Source organism: Endozoicomonas sp. ALC020 (genome assembly GCF_049275935.1).
In the GTDB taxonomy this organism is placed as follows: domain Bacteria; phylum Pseudomonadota; class Gammaproteobacteria; order Pseudomonadales; family Endozoicomonadaceae; genus Endozoicomonas_A.
Map to the genome: position 1 here is coordinate 1,922,517 of NZ_CP184830.1, position 17,398 is coordinate 1,939,914.

Here is a 17,398-nt window from a genome sequence, read left to right on the forward strand (position 1 = left end):
ATCCTGCTGACCATACCCTTTTGCGACACCCTCTGTCAGGCAAGGGTTTACGGCGATTTTGCTAACTTTGGGGTTTTGAATGAGTCAGGCGTGAACCCTCTGAACAACAATTACAACAATGAGGGTTCACTCCCGCCACCACCCAGGGGAGCTCACTGGAGGAAGGCGCAACGGGCGTCTGTGCAAGCAGGGACGTCAATGTCTATAACCAATCGCCATTCCTCCGTTTACCCTACGAAACAAAATCGTTGATTATTCGCTATTTGGGTTTTCGAGAGATTACCCGTTTAGCAAAGGTATGCCGATATTTTCACGATCTTGTTAGACAAACACCGCCGTGCCGATTGCCAGCATTGGTTGACCATCGGTGCTGATGCCACAGCGAAAATCCATAGCCTGCAAACCGATGGCTCATGGCAACCGAAAGCCAACATCGTCCATCAGAATAAGATCCTCTCAACTGCCTTCAGTCCCGACGCTTGCCATCTGGTGACCACCAGTGACGATGGTATGGTGAGAATTCTTGGCCAGCAGGCCAATGGATCATGGCTGCAAAAAACAGCCGTTCGCAACAGAATACGATTCACCAAAGCCAGCTTCAGCGCCGATAGCCGAAATGTGGTGGCCATCAGTCATGAATGCCCGCTGAGAATCACTGAACTATGGAAGAAAGATTGATGATCGAATGAGCGTATTTTTGCTTAGTCCAAGTGACTGCAATGTTTTGAACTTTCATTGTAGAACCGACTCCAACAGATCAAATCCATTTTAAATGTCCCTTTTAACTGTGGAGAAAGACTGACTTTGGAGCTAAGGAGCAATCAGGGATGATCCCAATTAACAGCCATTCCGGGATACAGGAACCACTCCCGCCAACACCCAAGCGAAATCGACTGAAGGAAGCTGCAACGGCTGTCTGTACCGGTAGGGACGTTACGCCTTATTACAACACTAACTCTCCGCTTTTAGATTTGCCGGAATTAATACAGTTAAAGATTATCCGCTGTTTGGGTTTACGAGAGATTACCCGTTTAGCAAAAGTATGCCGATATTTTCGAAATCTTGTTAAACAAAATAACGCTTTGGGAAGAGCATGGAATCGCCGGTTTCCTTCACCACATCTAGATCAACTAAAGGCTGCCATTAAGACAAAAGATGAGCAACAGCTCCGTGATTGGTTGGCGCCTTTTGCTAATAAGGGCACTGTCGAGTCGCTCATTGAACACCGAAAGAATATTCATTTCCCTGTTCAGTTACTTTTCACCAACAGTCAATTAATGTCTCTGTGCAGAGAATTTGAGTTAGTGGAAACGCTCGAAATTACCCATGGTGCTGGAGTCAATGAAGCCAGTTTCAGCCCCGATGGCCGGCATCTGGTAACCGCCAGTAGCGATCACACAGCGAAAATCTACTGCTGGGAGGCCAATGGATCATGGCAAGAAAAAGCCACCATTACCCATGATCGTTTGGTCTTGTCAGCCAGCTTCAGCCCCGATGGCCACTATCTGGTCTCTGTCTGTCAGGATGGCACAGCGAAAATCTATGGTCTGGAGGACAACGGATCCTGGGAAGAAAAGGCCTGCATTTCCCATAAGAATTACCTCAATTCAGCCACTTTCAGTGCTGATAGCCGCCGTGTGGTGACCCACAGTTTCTATAACACGGTGAAAATCATTGCTCGGAGGGACAATGGATCATGGGAAGTAAAGGAGTTTTGTCATGGAAATCAAATCTATTCGCCCAAGCTCAGCCCCGATGGCCGTCACATGGCAATTCTTCATATTATGGATAATGTTGTAGAAATTCATGGCCAGCTGGCCGAGGGATTATGGGTAGTAACATCCATTATTCAACCAGAGGCCAATGCTTTCCAGGCCAACTTCAGCGCCGATAGCTGCCATCTGGTCCTCAGCACTTATAGTAATCACGCGGCAATAATCTTTAACCTGCAGGCTGATGGATCGTGGAAAGAAATGGACACGATAAAACATGATGAGTTGATCAAATCAGCCAACTTCAGCGCCGACTGCCGCCATGTGTTGACCGTCTATAAAGGTGGTATGGTGAAAATCCATAGCCAGAACGCTGGATCATGGGGAGAAAAAGCCCGCGTTGAACACTCTGAGGAGGTCATCTCAGCGAGCTTCAGTGCCGATTGCCAGCATGTGGTGACCATCAGTGATGCTATAGCGAAAATCAGCAGCCTGCAGGCCGATGGATCATGGGCACTAAAAGCCCGCATTGTCCATCAGGATGAGGTCGTCTCAGCCACCTTCAGTGCCGATGCTTGCCATGTGTTGACCGCCAGTATCGATGGTGTAGTGAAAATTTATGGTCTGGAGATTAGTGAGTCATGGCTGCAAAAAGCCGTCATTCAAAAAGGGACAGAACTCACCGCAGCCAGTTTCAGCCCCGATAGCCGGAATGTGATGACCCTGGGTGATTATAAAAAGGTAAGAATCACTGAACTTCGGAAGAAGAATTGATGATCGAATGATGGGTATTAGTTCCACTGACCTCAATCTTTTTTGAACTTCCACTATAAAAGCGACTCCAACAGATTGAATGCTTTTTAAATAACCTTTCCAGGCGAGAATAAAGACCGACTTTGGAGCTACGGAGTAATGAGGGATGAACCCAATTAACAGCCATTCCGGGATACACGAATCACTCCCGCCAACACCTGTGCAGCATCAACTGGAGGAAGCACCAACGGGTGTCAGTGCAGGTAGGGACGTTACTCTATATCACAACAATAACTCTCCGATTTTAGCTTTGCCCGAATTAACACAGTTAAAGATTATTCGATGCCTGGATTTTCGAGAGATTACCCGTTTAGCCAAGGTATGCCGATATTTTCGCGATTTTGTTAAACAAAACAGAGCTCTGGAAAGTGCATGGGATCGCCGGTTTCCTTCACCACATCTTTATCAACTAAAGGCCGCAATTAAGACAAAAGACGAGCAACAGCTCCGTGATTGGTTGCAGACGTTTGCAAATTCAGAAACTATCGAGTCACTCATTAAACAAAGAAAGAGTTCTTATTTTCCTGTTCAGTTACTTTTCAGCAACAGTAAACTGATGTCTGAATGTAAAAAATTCAAGTTAGTGGAAAAAGCCAAAATTACTCATTCCTTCTATGTCAAAACAACCACCTTCAGCGCCGATGGTTGCCATCTGGTCACCGTCGGTGGGGATAAAAGGGCGAAAATCTTCGGCCAGAAGACCGATGGATCATGGGAACCAAAAGGCATCATTTCCCACAGTGATTACCTCTACTCAGCCCGCTTCAGTCCCAATGGTCGTCATTTGGTGACCGCCGGTTGGGATGGCCAGGCGAAAATATATGGTCAGGAGGATGATGGATCATGGAAAGAGAAAGCCATCCTTTCCCATATTGGTCCGGCCTATTCAGCCACCTTCAGTGCTGATGGCCGCCGTGTGGTGACTGCCAGTGCTTACAGGACGAAAATCTTTATTCAGGGGGACGATGGATCATGGGCATTAGAGAGTACTATTGAACGTGGTAGTACGGTCTCTTCGACCGTAATCAGCTCCAATGACCATCATCTGGCGCTCTGCAGTCAAGATTACTCTGTAAAAATCTATGCTCGGGGGCCCGCTGGATCATGGGTAGAAAAAGCCAGCATTCAGCACAGTTCCGGAATCAAATCCGCCAACTTCAGCGCCAATAGCCTCCATGTGGTGACCGTCAGTAGGGACAGTACGGCAAAAATCAGTGGCCTGCAGGCCAATGGATTATGGAAAACAGCAGCCACGATTTATCATAATCATCGGGTCTCAGCCACCTTCAGCGCCGATAGCTGCCATCTGGTGACCGCCAGTCGGGGCGGCAAGGCGAAAATCCATAGCAAGACGGCCGATTCATCATGGCAAGAAAAAGCCTGCATTTCCCACACCGGAGAGATCACCTCAGCCAACTTCAGTGCCGATTGCCGTCATCTGGTGACCGGCAGCAGGGATAACACGGTAAAAATCAATACCCTGCAGGCTGATGGATCATGGCAAGAAGAGGCCATCATCATTATCCATCAGAACAGCGTCACCTCAGCTACCTTCAGTGCCGATGGCTGTCATATGGTAACTACCAGCCTGGATGGTACAGCGAAAATATGTGGCCAGGAGGCCGACGGGTCATGGCAGGAAAAAGCCACCATTCAACACGAAAGTCCGGTCAAATCAGCCGCTTTCAGCGCCGATAGCCGACTTGTGGTGACAGTTACTCTTTACGCAGCAAAAATCACTGAACTATGCAAGGACGATGATGACCCAATGGGTCTGACCCAACCTCAGCCTGAGGTTAGTTGTCTCCTCTTTTGATGTAGGGGCGTATGCGCGGCAGGTAGTCCAGTTCCATAGTCTATGATGTCCTTTCAAGAAATGAAAAGGTGAAATCAATGAATAAAAATCAGCGTGATTGTTTGTCTAAGATGTGGTTTGATCTGGTCAAGGTGCCCTTAGCTCTGTGTATCCTGGGTCCTTTGGTATCAGAAAGTGACCTGTTTTGGGAAATAGAACTGTTCGGTGCTGCGCTGATTATTTTCTTTGTTTATGTTGGCTTTCTGACACTCCCCGCCCTATCGGGCGAGGGTTCTTAGATCGCTCCAAGGGAGAAAAGTTATGACACCCAGCGATATGTATCTGCTCATGACCCTTTTTGTGGTCATTATTGCCATACCGGTCATTATCTGGATCAAGCATGAAAACAAAAAGCATTAACCCTGAACCACATCCCCCTGAAGCTGCTGCCTGAAAATCAGGTCCACATTCCATTTCAGTTGCAGGTCATTAGCGAACATTTTCAGATAGCTTTGTGCCTGCATCAGATTTTCTTCCGTTTCTCCGTCCGTAATGTAGGCACGGAACATCAAGTAATTGATTACCGGGTTCAGCCAGACGGTATCCAGTTCCATGTCGGTAGGATCGTTTCCAACGTCGGTAATGGTGACCGGAACCGGTGTTCGGTTGATCATAATATTGATGATGTGATTGGCCGCTGGCACTGGGTAGACGTAAAACACGCCGGGGCTTTTCTCGTCGTAGATAAACCGTTCCACATTCGTTCCGGTGGTGACAGACCAGTTGGCTATTAATGAATCCAGTGACTCACGGGTAGTTTTAGTGACCGATCTGCCGACATTTTCGTTGTCGATGATATTCATTAACCGTTAGGCTTCAATGGGTACACTCTGCCTTGACTTGGCCTGACAGTTAAAATTAGTCACCTGCGAATAGGTATCAGGGCGGTTTGCACCACGGCCAGCTGAGCTAAAGCCGGTTGCCGTCCTTGTCGCAAGGGAACAAGTCTTTGTTCACTTGCTTGATCCATGACCTTGAAAAAATTTCACGGATCAGGGCTCTGTTTTTTCCTGGTTTCACTGACCCCAATATTTTGAACTTCCATTACAAAACCGACTCTAACAGATCAAATCAACTTTAGATGTCTTTTTAAGGCACGGGTAAGTACTGACTTTTGAACTCAGGAGGGGCCAGACATGAACCCTTTGAACAACAATTCCGGCCATGACGATTTACTCCCGCCAGAACCCAAGCGACCTAGACTGGAGGAAACAGCAACGAGTGTCTGTGTCGGCAGAGACATTAATGTATATTACCAAAACCAATCGCCATTGCTTTGTTTACCCTACGAAACAAAATCGATGATTATTCGCTATTTGGGTCTTCGCGAGATTACCCGTTTGGCAAGGGTATGCAGGTACCTTCGCGATTTTGTTGAAACCGATAAAGCACTGGAAAGAGGGTGGTATCAACGGTTTCCTTCACCTCACCAAGATCAACTAAAGGCCACGATAACGAAAAAAAATGAGCAACAACTCCGTGCCTGGTTAAAGCCGTTTGTGGATAAGGACACTATCGAGTCACTTTTAAAACAACGAGAAAGTACTTACTTTCCTGTTCAGCTCCTTTTCATCAACAGCAAACTGATGTCTCAATGTAAACTATTCAGCCCAGTGGAAAAACTCGAAATTGCCCATTCCAGCAATGTCTGCACCGCCACCTTCAGCACCGATGGCCGTCACCTGGTAACCGCCAGTTATGATGGAACAGCAAAAATCTTCGGCCTGGAGACCCATGGATCATGGGAATCAAAAGGCACCATCTCCCATAATAATTGGGTCACATCAGCCAGCTTCAGTCTCGATGGCCGTCATGTGGTGACTGCCAGTAAAGATCACACGGCGAAAATCTTTGGTCAGCAGGATGATGGATCATGGGAAGAAAAAGTCATTATTACCCATATTGATCAGATCAGTTCAGCCAGCTTCAGTACTGATGGGCGCCGCGTGGTGACTGCCAGTTTGGATCATACGGTGAAAATCTTTGCTCAGGGGAGCGATGGATCATGGCAACCGGAGGGCATTATTGACCACAGTAGTCAGGTCTGTTCGGCCATGCTCAGCGCCAATGGCCATCATCTAGTGATTTGCGATGCAGATTATGCTGTAAAAATCTACGCTCAGGGGGTCGCTGGATCATGGGTAGAAAAAGCCACCATTCAACACAAGAAAGCAATCTCCTCAGCAGACTTCAGCGCCGATAGCTGCTATCTGGTAACCTCCAGTTTTGATTGCACGGCAAGAATCTGTGGCCTGCAGGCCGATGGATCATGGAAAGAAATAACTGCGATCCATCATGGCGATGTGATCTGCTCAGCCAACTTCAGCGCCGATTGCCGTCATGTGGTGACCGCCAGTTGGGATGGCAGTGCAAAAATCTATAGCCAGAATGTCGATTCATCATGGCAAGAAAAAGCCCGCATTTTTCACACCAGGGAAGTCAACTCAGCCAACTTCAGCGCCGATTGCCTCCAAGTGGCGACCGCCAGTAATGACAACACGGCAAAAATCAATGGCCTGCAGGCCGATGGATCATGGCAGGAAGAAGCCTGTATCACCCATAGCGGGAGTGTCTTCTCAGCCGACTTCAGTGCCGATGGTTGTCATATGGTAACCGCCAGTTTGGATCGCACAGCGAAAATTTGTGGCCAGCAGGCCGACGGATCATGGCTGGAAAAAGCCACCCTCCAACACGAGGATGAAGATGCAGTCCACCAGGCCACTTTCAGTGCCGATAGCCGACATGTGGTAACCGTCACCGAGTACACAGCGAAAATTACTGAACTATTGAAGAACGATCAATGATCGAATGAGCGTATTTTTGCTTGGCTCCACTGACCTCAATCTTTTTTGAACTACCACTATAAAACTGAGTCGAACAGATAGAATCCATTTAAAATATCCTTTCCAGGCGAGGATAAAGACTGATTTTGGAGCTACGGAGCAATCAGGGATGAACCCTATCACCAGCAATTCAGAGATACACAAATCACTTTCGCCAAGACCTTTGCAACCTCAGCTTGAGGAAGCACCAACGGGCGTCAGTGCAGGTAGGGACGTTACTCTATATCACAACAACAACTCTCCGATTTTAGCTTTGCCCGAATTAACACAGTTAAAGATTATTCGCTGTCTGGATTTTCGAGAGATTACCCGTTTAGCAAAGGTATGCCGATATTTTCGCGATTTTGTTAAACAAAACAGAGCTCTGGAAAGAGCATGGGATCGCCGGTTTCCTTCACCACACCTTTATCAACTAAAGGCCGCAATTAAGACAAAAGATGAGCAACAGCTCCGTGATTGGTTGCAGACGTTTGCAAATTCAGAAACTATCGAGTCACTCATAAAACACAGAAAGAGTTCTTATTTTCCTGTCCAGTTACTTTTCAGCAACAGTAAACTGATGTCTGAATGTAAAAAATTCAAGTTAGTGGAAAAAGCCAAAATTACTCATTCCTTCTACTTTGACTCAGTCACCTTCAGCGCCGATGGTCGCCATCTGGTCGCCGGTGGGGATAAAAGGGCGAAAATCTTCGGCCAGAAGACCGATGGATCATGGGAACTAAAAGGCATCATTTCCCACAGTGATTTCTTCTACTCAGGCAGCTTCAGTCCCAATGGTCGTCATTTGGCGACCGTCAGCTCGGATTGCCAGGCGAAAATATATGGCCAGGAGGATGATGGATCATGGAAAGAGAAAGCCATCCTTCCTCATATTGGTCCGGTCTATTCAGTCACTTTCAGTGCTGATGACCGCCGTATGGTGACTGCCAATGCTCGTAGGACGAAAATCTTTAGTCAGGGGGACGATGGATCCTGGGCATTAGAGAGTACTATTGAACGTGGTAGTTCGATCTCTTCGTCCGTAATCAGCTCCAATGACCATCATCTGGCGCTCTGCAGTCAAGATTGCTCTGTAGAAATCTATGCTCAGGGGCCCGCCGGATCATGGGTAGAAAAAGCCAGCATTCAGCACAGTTTCGAAATCAAATCCGCCAACTTCAGCGCCGATAGCCTCCATGTGGTGACCGTCAGTGGTGACAGAACGGCAATAATCAGTGGCCTACAGACCGATGGATCATGGAAAAAAGCAGCCAAGATTTATCATAATCTTTGGCGCTTCTCAGCCAACTTCAGCGCCGATAGCTGCCATCTGGTAACCGCCAGTCGGGGCGGCAAGGCGAAAATACTTAGCAAGACGGCCGATTCATCATGGCAAGAAAAAGCCTGCATTTCTCACACCGAAGAGATCACCTCAGCCAACTTCAGTGCCGATTGCCGCCATCTGGTGACCGGCAGCAAGGATAACACGGTAAAAATCATTACCCTGCAGGCTGATGGATCATGGCAAGAAGAGGCCATCATCATTATCCATCAGAACTGCATCACCTCAGCTACCTTCAGTGCCGATGGCTGTCATATGGTAACTACCAGCCTGGATGGTACAGCGAAAATATGTGGCCAGGAGGCTGACGGGTCATGGCTGGAAAAAGCTACCATTCAACACGAAAGTCCAGTCAAATCAGCCGCTTTCAGCGCCGATAGCCGACTTGTGGTGACGGTTACTTCTTACGCGGCAAAAATCACTGAACTATGCAAGGACGATGATGATCCAATGGGTCTGACCCAACCTCAGCCTGAGGTTAGTTGTCTCCTCTTTTGATCCATGACTTTGAAAAATTTTTCTGGATCAGGGCTCTGTTTTTTTCCTGGTTTCACTGACCCCAATATTGTGAACTTTCATCATAAAACCGAGTCTAAGCTGTCGAATCCATTTTGAATGTTTTTTTCCTACAAGGATAAATACCCACCTTGAAGTTTTGAAGGAGTCGGGCATGGGACCTGTTAACAGCAATTCGGGTATTGACTCGCCAACACATGGACAAGCTTACCTTGAGGAAGTGCCAACGGTTGTCAGTGCAGGCAGGGAGATTAGTGTATACAACCAAAACCAATCGCCATTGCTCCGTTTACCCTACGAAACAAAATCGATGATTATTCGCTATTTGGGTTTTCGCGAGATTACCCGTTTGGCAAAGGTATGCAGGTATCTTCGCGATCTTGTTGAAAACGATAAAGCACAGGAAAGAGCATGGGGTCGCCGGTTTCCTTCACAACACCAATATCAACTAAAAGCCACGATAACGAAAAAAGATGAGCAACAACTCCGTGATTGGTTGGCGCCTTTTGCTAATAAGGACACTACCGAGTCGCTCATTGAACACCGAAAGAATATTCATTTCCCTGTTGAGTTACTTTTCACCAACAGTAAATTGATGTCTCTATGTAAAAAATTCAAGCTAGTGGAAAAAATCAGGATTACTCATGCTGGTCCTGTCTCCGAAGCCACTTTCAGTCCCGATGGCCACTTCCTGGCAACCGCCAGTTTTGATAACACAGCAAAAATCTACCGCCTGGAGGCCAATAGATTATGGGAAGAAAAAGCCACTATTACCCATAGTAGTATGGTCATGTCAGTCAGCTTCAGCCCCGATGGCCGTTATCTGGTCACTGCCTGTCACGATGGCACAGCGAAAATCTGTGGTCTGAAGGATGATGGATCATGGGAAGAAAAAGCCATTATTCACCATATTGATCATGTCAGTTCAGCCAGCTTCAGTGCTGATGGGCGCCGTGTAGTGACTGCCAGTCTGGGTCATACGGTGAAGATCTTTGGTCAGGGGGGCGATGGATCATGGCAACCGGAGGGCATTATTGACCATAGTAGTCCGGTCTGTTCGGCCATGCTCAGCGCCAATGGCCATCATCTGGTGATCTTCGATGAAGATTATGTTGTAAAAATCTACGCCCAGGGGGTCGCTGGATCATGGTTGGAAAAAGCCACTTTTCAACACAAGAAAGCAATCAGCTCAGCCAACTTCAGCGCCGATAGCTGCCATCTGGTAACCGCCAGTTTTGATTGCACGGCGAGAATCTGTGGTCTGCAGGCTGATGGATCATGGCAAGAAATAACGGCTATTCATCATAGTGACGTGATCGGCTCAGCCACCTTCAGCGCCGATTGCCGTCATGTGGTCACTGCCAGTATGGATGGCAAGGCGGAAATCTATAGCCAGAAGGCCCCTGCATCATGGCAACATAAAGCCTGCATTTCCCACAACGGAGGGATCAACTCAGCCAACTTCAGCAGCGATTGCCTCCATGTGGTGACCGCCGGTGATGACAACACGGCAAAAATCAGTGGCCTGCAGGCCGATGGATCATGGCAAGAAGAAGACAGCATTATCCATAAGGAGTGTGTCATCTCAGCCACTTTCAGTGCCGATGGTTGTCATTTGGTCACTGCCAGTGCAGATGGTACAGCGAAAATTTGTGGCCAGGAGGCCGACGGATCATGGCTGGAAAAAGCCACCCTCCAACACGAGGATGAAGGTGCAGTCCAATGGGCCACCTTCAGTGCCGATAGCCGACATGTGGTAGTCGTCACCGAGTACGCAGCGAAAATCACTGAGCTATTTTTCCCGGATCAGGGCGCTTCTTTTTCTTATTTCCACTGACCTCAATATTTTGAACTTCCGTCGTGAAAATGACTCTAACAGATCAAATCAACTTTAGATGTCTTTTCCAGGCAGGGGTAAGTAATGACTTTTGAACACAAGAGGAGCCAGACATGAACCCTTTGAACAACAATTCCGGCCGTGACGATTTACTCCCGCCAGCACCCAGGCGACCTCGACTGGAGGAAGCGGCAACAGGTGTCTGTGCAGGCAGAGACGTTAATGTATATCACCAAAATCAATCGCCATTCCTCTGTTTACCCTACGAAACAAAATCGATGATTATTCGCTGTTTGGGTTTTCGCGAGATTACCCGTTTAGCAAAGGTATGCAGGCATCTTCGTGATCTTGTTGAAAACGATAAAGCTCTGGAAAGAGCCTGGTTTCGCCGGTTTCCTTCTCAACACCAATATCAACTAAAGACCACGATAAAGAGAAAAGATGAGCAACAACTCTGTGACTGGCTGGCACCGTTTGCGGATAAGGACACTGTCGAGTCACTTTTCAAACAACGAGGAAGTACTTACTTTCCTGTTCAGCTCCTTTTCACCAACAGTAAACTGATGTCTCAATGTAAAAAATTCAAGCTGGCAGAAAAAGCCAAAATTACCCACGCTTCTTATGTCACCACAGCCACCTTCAGCGCCGACAGCCGCCGTGTGATGACCGCCAGTGTGGATCATAAGTTGAAAATCTATGGCCAGGAGAATGGTGGAACCTGGGAAGAAAAAAACACTATTACCCATGATGGTTCAGTCATGTCGGCCAGCTTTAGCACTGATGGCCATCATGTGTCAGCCACCGGTTGTGATAAGACATTCATTATCTACAGTCAGGCGGACAATGGATCCTGGGAAGCAAAAGCCACCATTCCCCATGTTCCCACTGCCAAATCAGTCACCTTCACTGCTGATGGTCGCCGTTTGGTGACTGCCGGTACAGATCACACGGTAAAAATCTTTGGCCAGGGAAACAATGGATCATGGGAATTAGAGGACACCATTGACCATACCACTCCGATCGAATCGGCCAGGTTCAGCGTCGATGAGAGTCTTCTGGCGATCCACGATACACGTTTCGTTGTTACAACCTATGGCAAGGGGGCCGCTGGAAAATGGGTGGAGAAAGCCACCCTTCAAGGCACCCATATCGCACTTGCCGATATCAGCGCCGATAGCTGTCACCTGTTAACCAAAGATTCAGGTTACAAGGCAAGTATCTTTAACCTGCAGGCCGATGGATCATGGAAAAAAGCGGTCACGATTTCCCATGATTATATACTCGAAACAGCCACCTTCAGCGCCGATAGCTGCCATGTGGTGACCGCCAGTTGGGATTACAAGGCGAAAATCTATAGCCGCAGAGCCGATTCATCATGGCAAGAAAAAGCCTGCATTACCCACAAGTACGAAGTCATCTCAGCCACCTTCAGTGCCGATTGCCTTCATGTGGTGACTATCAGTAAAGATAACACGGCAAAAATCAGTGGCCTGCAGGCCGATGGATCATGGCGAAAACAAGCCAGCATTACCCATAAGGAAAAAATCCTCTCAGCCACCTTCAGTGCCGATGGTCGTCTTGTGGTGACCGCCAGTGCAGATGGTACGGCGAGAGTTTTTGGTCTGCAGACCGAAGGGAAGTGGCTGGAAAAAGCCACCATCCGACACAAGAGAGGAGTCCTCTCAGCCGACTTCAGTCCCGATGACCGATATGTAGTGACCATCAGTAATGATTACAGTGCAAGAATCACTGAGCTGCGGAAGGACGATGATGATCAAATGAGCATAACCCACCTCTTGTCTGAGGCTAGTTGCCTCCTCTTTTGATCCATTACCTTGAAAAATTTTCCCGGATCAGGGCTCTGTTTTTCCTGGTTTCACTGACCTCAATATTGTGAACTTTCATCATAAAAACCGAGTCCAACCTGTTGAATCCATTTTGGATGTTCTTTTCATACATTCAGTCTTCCAGCTGCTTAACATTGATACCCAGGGCTTGCGCCACACGGGACAGGGTTCGTTCGGTTGGCGATTCCGTGTTCTCAATCTGGGCCATAGCCGACTGGCTGATACCGAGCCGGTCAGCCAGTTGTGTCTGGGTCAGTTTTTTATACTTGCGCCACGCAGTAATCAGGCTCAAACCCTGTAGCTGGAACCCGACCACTTCATGGGGGAAATAGGCTTCAGTGGCCTGGCCAGTGAGTTGCAGCCATTGGTCATAAGGAACCACTGCAAAAGCCGGTTTACCAGAATGAGTAATGATCTGAACGTCAGTAGGTATGTTCATTTCTACGTTTAACCTCTTCTATGGTGACGATACGAACAGCACCGTCGAAGTTGAAAAAGACTCTGAAAGGTCCCACTCGTAAACGATATTCGTACTGGTGGTTCGTGAGTTTCTTTATGTTCTGACAAGCCGGAAAGCACTCAAGAGCCAACACTTCTTCATGTATTTTTTTGGCCTCTTTGTTAGGCAGTTTAAGAAGCTGCTTACGGGCTTTGTTGGACCAGCTTATAGTATTCATGACTTATATTATAAGTTAATTTATTAGAATTACAGCCTAACAACCACCATTTTTTCTGTCCCACGGAATGGCGGTTTTTTTATGCCTGAACTAAGCGAACATGCAAACGCTGGTACCATCAGGTGATTAACACCTGCCTGAGGCTGGTTGTCTCCTCTTTTGCTTTTGACCCACGACCTTGAAAAATTTTCACGGATCAGGGCTCTGTTTTTTCCTGGTTTCACTGACCCCAATATTTTGAACTTTCATCCTGAAGCCGAGTCGAATCTATTTTGAATGTCTTTTTCATACAAGGATAAATACCAACTTTGGAGTTTTGAAGGAACCAGACATGAGCCCTGTTAACAGAAATTCGGGTATTGACTCGCCAACCCCTGGACAACCTCAACTTGAGGGATCACCAAAGGCTGTCAGTGCAGGCAGGGAGGTTAGTGTATGCATCCAAAATCAATCACCGTTGCTCTGTTTACCCTACGAAACAAAGTCGATGATTATTCGCTATTTGGGTTTTCGCGAGATTACCCGTTTAGCCAGGGTATGCAGACATCTTCGCGACCTTGTTGAAAACGATAAAGCTCTGGAAAGAGCCTGGTATCGGCGGTTTCCTCCACGACACCAATATCAACTAAAGGCCACGATAACGGAAAAAGATGAGCAACAACTTCGCGACTGGTTGGCCCCGTTTGCAGATAAGGACACTGTCGAGCCACTTTTAAAACAACGAGAAAGTACTTACTTTCCTGCTCAGCTCCTTTTCACCCGGAGTAAACTGATGTCTCAATGTAAAAAATTCAAGCTGGTAGAAAAAGCCAAAATTCCCCATGCTGGCATCAGCAAAGACACCTTCAGTGGCGTCGGCCGCCGTGTGGTGGCCGCCAGTGAGGATCATAAGTTGAAAATCTATGACCAGGAGAATGGTGGAACCTGGGAAGAAAAAAACACTGTTACCCATAATGGTGCAGTCATGTCGGCCAGCTTGAGCTCTGATGGTCGTCATGTTTTAGCCACCGGTTATGATAAGACAGTCACTATCTACAGTCAGGCGGACAACGGATCCTGGGAAGCAACAGCCAGCATTCCCCATGTTCTCAATGTCAGATCCATCACCTTCACTGCTGATGGCCGACGTTTGATGACTGTCGCTCCAGATCACACGGTGAAATTCTTTGGTCAGGGGGACGATGGATCATGGGAATTAAAGGACATTATTTACCATACCAGTCCGGTCATTTCGGCCAGGTTCAGCGTCGATGAGAGTCTTCTGGCGATCCGCGATATAAATTCCGTTGTTACAATCTACGGCAAGGGGGCCGCTGGATCATGGCTGGAAAAAGCCACCCTTCAAGGCACCCAGAACGCAATTAAAGATATCAGCGCCGATAACTGCCACCTGTTAACCAGAACAGGTTTGGAGATAAATATTTTTAACCTGCAGGCCGATGGATCATGGAAAAAAGCGGCCACGATTTCTCATGATTATGAACCCATCTCAGCCACCTTCAGCGCCGATAGCTGCCACGTGGTAACCGCCAGTAAGTATTACAAGGCGAAAATCTATAGCCGAAGAACCGGTTCATCGTGGCAGGAAAAAGCCTGCATTACCCACAATGACGAACTCTTCTCAGCCACCTTCAGTGCCGATTGCCTCCATGTGGCGACCACCAGTGTTGATAAGACGGCAAAAATCCATGGCCTGCAGGCCAATGGATCATGGCGAGAAGAAGCCAACATTAGCCATAAGAGCAGCGTCTCCTCAGCCACCTTCAGTGCAGATGGTTGTCATGTAATAACCACCAGTGTGGATGGTACGGCGAAAATTTATGGCCAGGAGGCCGATGGGTCATGGCTGGAAAAAGCCACCATCCGACACGAGAGACTAATCACCTTAGCCGACTTCAGTCCCGATGACCGATATGTGGTGACCATCAGTAATGATTACAGTGCAAGAATCACTGAGCTGCGGAAGGACGATGATGATCGAATGAGCACAACCCAGCACCTGCTTGAGGCTGGTTGTCTCCTCTTTTGACCCATGACCTTGAAAAAATTTAACGGATCAGGGCTCTGTTTTTTTCCTGGTTTCACTGACCTCAATATTGTGAACTTTCATCATAAAACCGAGTCGAATTCATTTTGAATGTCTTTTTCATACAAAGATAAATACCAACTCTGGAGTTTTGAAGGAGCCAGGCATGGGCCCTGTTAACAGCAATTCGGGTATTGACTCGCCAACACATGGACAACCTCAACTTGAGGAAGCATCAACAGTTTTCAGTGCAGGCAGGGAGGTTAGTATATACAACCAAAATCAATCGCCATTCCTCTGTTTACCCCACGAAACAAAGTCGATGATTATTCGCTGTTTGGGTTTTCGCGAGATTACCCGTTTAGCAAAGGTATGCAGACATCTTCGCGATCTTGTTGAAAACGATAAAGCTCTGGAAAGAGCCTGGTTTCGGCGGTTTCCTCCACGACACCAATATCAACTAAAGGCCATGATAACGGAAAAAGATGAGCAACAACTTCGTGACTGGTTGGCGCCGTTTGCAGATAAGGACACTGTCGAGTCACTTTTAAAACAACGAGAAAGTACTTACTTTCCTGCTCAGCTCCTTTTCACCAACAGTAAACTGATGTCTCAATGTAAAAAATTCAAGCTGGCAGAAAAAGCCAAAATTCCCCATGCTGACGTTATCATCACAGCCACCTTCAGCGCCGACAGCCGCCGTGTAGTGACCACCAGTTGGGATAATAATTTGAAAATCTATGGCCAGGAGAATGGTGGAACCTGGGAAGAAAAAAGCACTATTAGCCATAATCGTGCAGTGAGTTCGGCCAGCTTCAGCTCTGATGGCCTTCATGTGTTAGCCATCAGTTATGATAAGACAGTCACTATCTACAGTCAGGCGGACAATGGATCCTGGGAAGCAACAGCCAGCATTCCCAATGTTCGTAATATCAGTTCAGTCACCTTCACTGCTGATGGGCTTCGTTTAGTGACTGCCGGTCCAGATCACACGGTGAAATTCTTTGGTCAGGGGGACAATGGATCATGGGAATTAGAGGACACTATTTACCATGCCAGTCCGGTCAATTCGGCCAGGTTCAGTGTCGATGAGAGTCTTCTGGCGATCCGCGATATAAATTCCGTTGTTACAATCTACGGCAAGGGGGCCGCTGGATCATGGGTGGAAAAAGCCACCCTTCAAGGCACCCAGGAAGCAATTAAAGATATCAGCGCCGATAACTGCAACCTGTTAACCAGAACAGGTTTCGAGATAAATATTTTTAACCTGCAGGCCGATGGATCATGGAAAAAAGCAGCCACGATTTCTCATGATCATACAGTCACATCAGCCACCTTCAGCGCCAATAGCTGCCATGTGGTCACTGCCAGTCGGGATCACAAGGCGAAAATCTATAGCCAGAGTGCGGATTCATCATGGCAAGAAAAAGCCTGCATTACTCACAATAACGAGCTCTCCTCTGCCAACTTCAGTGCCGATTGCCTCCATGTGGTGACCACCAGTTGTGATAACACGGCAAAAATCAATGGCCTGCAGGCCAATGGATCATGGCAAGAAGAAGCCACCATTAGCCATGAGCACGTCGTCCTCTCAGCCACCTTCAGTGCAGATGCTCGTCTTGTGGTTACCGCCAGTTTGGATGGTACGGCGAAAGTTTTTGATCTGCAGACCGATGGGTCATGGCTGGAAAAAGCCACCATCCGACACGAAAACGGAGTCATCTCAGCCGACTTCAGTCCCGATGACCGGCATGTGGTGACCATCAGTTATGATCACAGTGCGGGAATCACTGAGCTGTGGAAGGACGATGATGATCGAATGAGTGTAACCTGACGCCTGCCTGATTAGTTGTCTCCTCTTTTGACCCATGACCTTGAAAAATTTTCCCGGATCAGGGCTCTGTTTTTCCTGGTTTCACTGACCTCGATATTGTGAACTTTCATCCTAAAA

14 protein-coding genes are annotated in these 17,398 nt (G+C 47.5%); 11 read left to right on the forward strand and 3 right to left on the reverse strand.

What is annotated here, in order from left to right; genetic code table 11:
• Window positions 1-248: 248 nt before the first annotated feature.
• The 5 genes from ACOJUO_RS06495 (at window position 249) to ACOJUO_RS06515 (ending at window position 4,619) form a co-directional block, all read left to right on the forward strand.
• Window positions 249-374, forward strand: coding sequence for an F-box-like domain-containing protein (locus ACOJUO_RS06495; RefSeq protein WP_422135923.1), 126 nt, complete (start codon window positions 249-251; stop codon window positions 372-374).
• Window positions 319-678, forward strand: coding sequence for a hypothetical protein (locus tag ACOJUO_RS06500; RefSeq protein WP_422135924.1), 360 nt, complete (start codon window positions 319-321; stop codon window positions 676-678). The genes ACOJUO_RS06495 and ACOJUO_RS06500 overlap by 56 nt, the downstream gene beginning before the upstream one ends.
• A gap of 149 nt (window positions 679-827) precedes the next feature.
• Window positions 828-2,486 (forward strand): F-box/WD repeat-containing protein, encoded by a 1,659-nt coding sequence (locus tag ACOJUO_RS06505; protein WP_422139298.1) that lies wholly within the window; start codon window positions 828-830, stop codon window positions 2,484-2,486.
• A 145-nt stretch (window positions 2,487-2,631) separates the two neighbouring features.
• Window positions 2,632-4,341 carry an F-box protein gene (locus ACOJUO_RS06510; protein ID WP_422139299.1) on the forward strand — a complete coding sequence of 570 codons (1,710 nt, stop codon included), beginning with the start codon at window positions 2,632-2,634 and terminating at the stop codon, window positions 4,339-4,341.
• A gap of 77 nt (window positions 4,342-4,418) precedes the next feature.
• Complete coding sequence (locus ACOJUO_RS06515) at window positions 4,419-4,619, forward strand: hypothetical protein (RefSeq protein ID WP_422135927.1); 201 nt, start codon at window positions 4,419-4,421, stop codon at window positions 4,617-4,619.
• 117 nt (window positions 4,620-4,736) lie between these two features.
• On the opposite strand, the gene ACOJUO_RS06520 is transcribed toward ACOJUO_RS06515, so the two are convergent.
• Complete coding sequence (locus tag ACOJUO_RS06520; RefSeq protein WP_422139300.1) at window positions 4,737-5,183, reverse strand: DUF6682 family protein; 447 nt, start codon at window positions 5,181-5,183, stop codon at window positions 4,737-4,739.
• Window positions 5,184-5,516: 333 nt separating this feature from the next.
• Between ACOJUO_RS06520 and ACOJUO_RS06525 the strand changes: the two genes are divergently transcribed.
• The 4 genes from ACOJUO_RS06525 (at window position 5,517) to ACOJUO_RS06540 (ending at window position 12,723) form a co-directional block, all read left to right on the forward strand.
• A complete protein-coding gene (locus ACOJUO_RS06525) occupies window positions 5,517-7,184 on the forward strand; it encodes an F-box/WD repeat-containing protein (RefSeq protein WP_422139301.1) in 1,668 nt (555 codons plus the stop codon).
• Between the two features lie 148 nt (window positions 7,185-7,332).
• Window positions 7,333-9,042 carry an F-box/WD repeat-containing protein gene (locus tag ACOJUO_RS06530; RefSeq protein WP_422139302.1) on the forward strand — a complete coding sequence of 570 codons (1,710 nt, stop codon included), beginning with the start codon at window positions 7,333-7,335 and terminating at the stop codon, window positions 9,040-9,042.
• 172 nt (window positions 9,043-9,214) lie between these two features.
• Complete coding sequence (locus tag ACOJUO_RS06535) at window positions 9,215-10,897, forward strand: F-box/WD repeat-containing protein (RefSeq protein ID WP_422139303.1); 1,683 nt, start codon at window positions 9,215-9,217, stop codon at window positions 10,895-10,897.
• 113 nt (window positions 10,898-11,010) lie between these two features.
• Complete coding sequence (locus ACOJUO_RS06540; protein WP_422139304.1) at window positions 11,011-12,723, forward strand: F-box/WD repeat-containing protein; 1,713 nt, start codon at window positions 11,011-11,013, stop codon at window positions 12,721-12,723.
• A 133-nt stretch (window positions 12,724-12,856) separates the two neighbouring features.
• On the opposite strand, the gene ACOJUO_RS06545 is transcribed toward ACOJUO_RS06540, so the two are convergent.
• Both ACOJUO_RS06545 and ACOJUO_RS06550 read right to left on the reverse strand, forming a co-directional pair.
• Window positions 12,857-13,183: a helix-turn-helix domain-containing protein gene (locus tag ACOJUO_RS06545; RefSeq protein ID WP_422139305.1), complete on the reverse strand. Its 327-nt coding sequence runs from the start codon at window positions 13,181-13,183 to the stop codon at window positions 12,857-12,859.
• The gene (locus ACOJUO_RS06550) at window positions 13,167-13,421 is read right to left on the reverse strand and encodes a type II toxin-antitoxin system RelE family toxin (RefSeq protein WP_422139306.1); all 255 of its coding nucleotides are present in this window, start codon (window positions 13,419-13,421) and stop codon (window positions 13,167-13,169) included. The genes ACOJUO_RS06545 and ACOJUO_RS06550 overlap by 17 nt, the downstream gene beginning before the upstream one ends.
• Window positions 13,422-13,752: 331 nt before the next feature.
• Here ACOJUO_RS06550 and ACOJUO_RS06555 point away from each other — a divergent pair, with 331 nt between their 5' ends.
• Window positions 13,753-15,450, forward strand: a complete 1,698-nt coding sequence (locus ACOJUO_RS06555; RefSeq protein ID WP_422139307.1) for an F-box/WD repeat-containing protein — start codon at window positions 13,753-13,755, stop codon at window positions 15,448-15,450.
• A gap of 163 nt (window positions 15,451-15,613) precedes the next feature.
• On the forward strand, window positions 15,614-17,281 hold the full coding sequence (locus ACOJUO_RS06560; protein WP_422139308.1) for an F-box/WD repeat-containing protein: 1,668 nt from the start codon (window positions 15,614-15,616) through the stop codon (window positions 17,279-17,281).
• Window positions 17,282-17,398 lie beyond the last annotated feature (117 nt).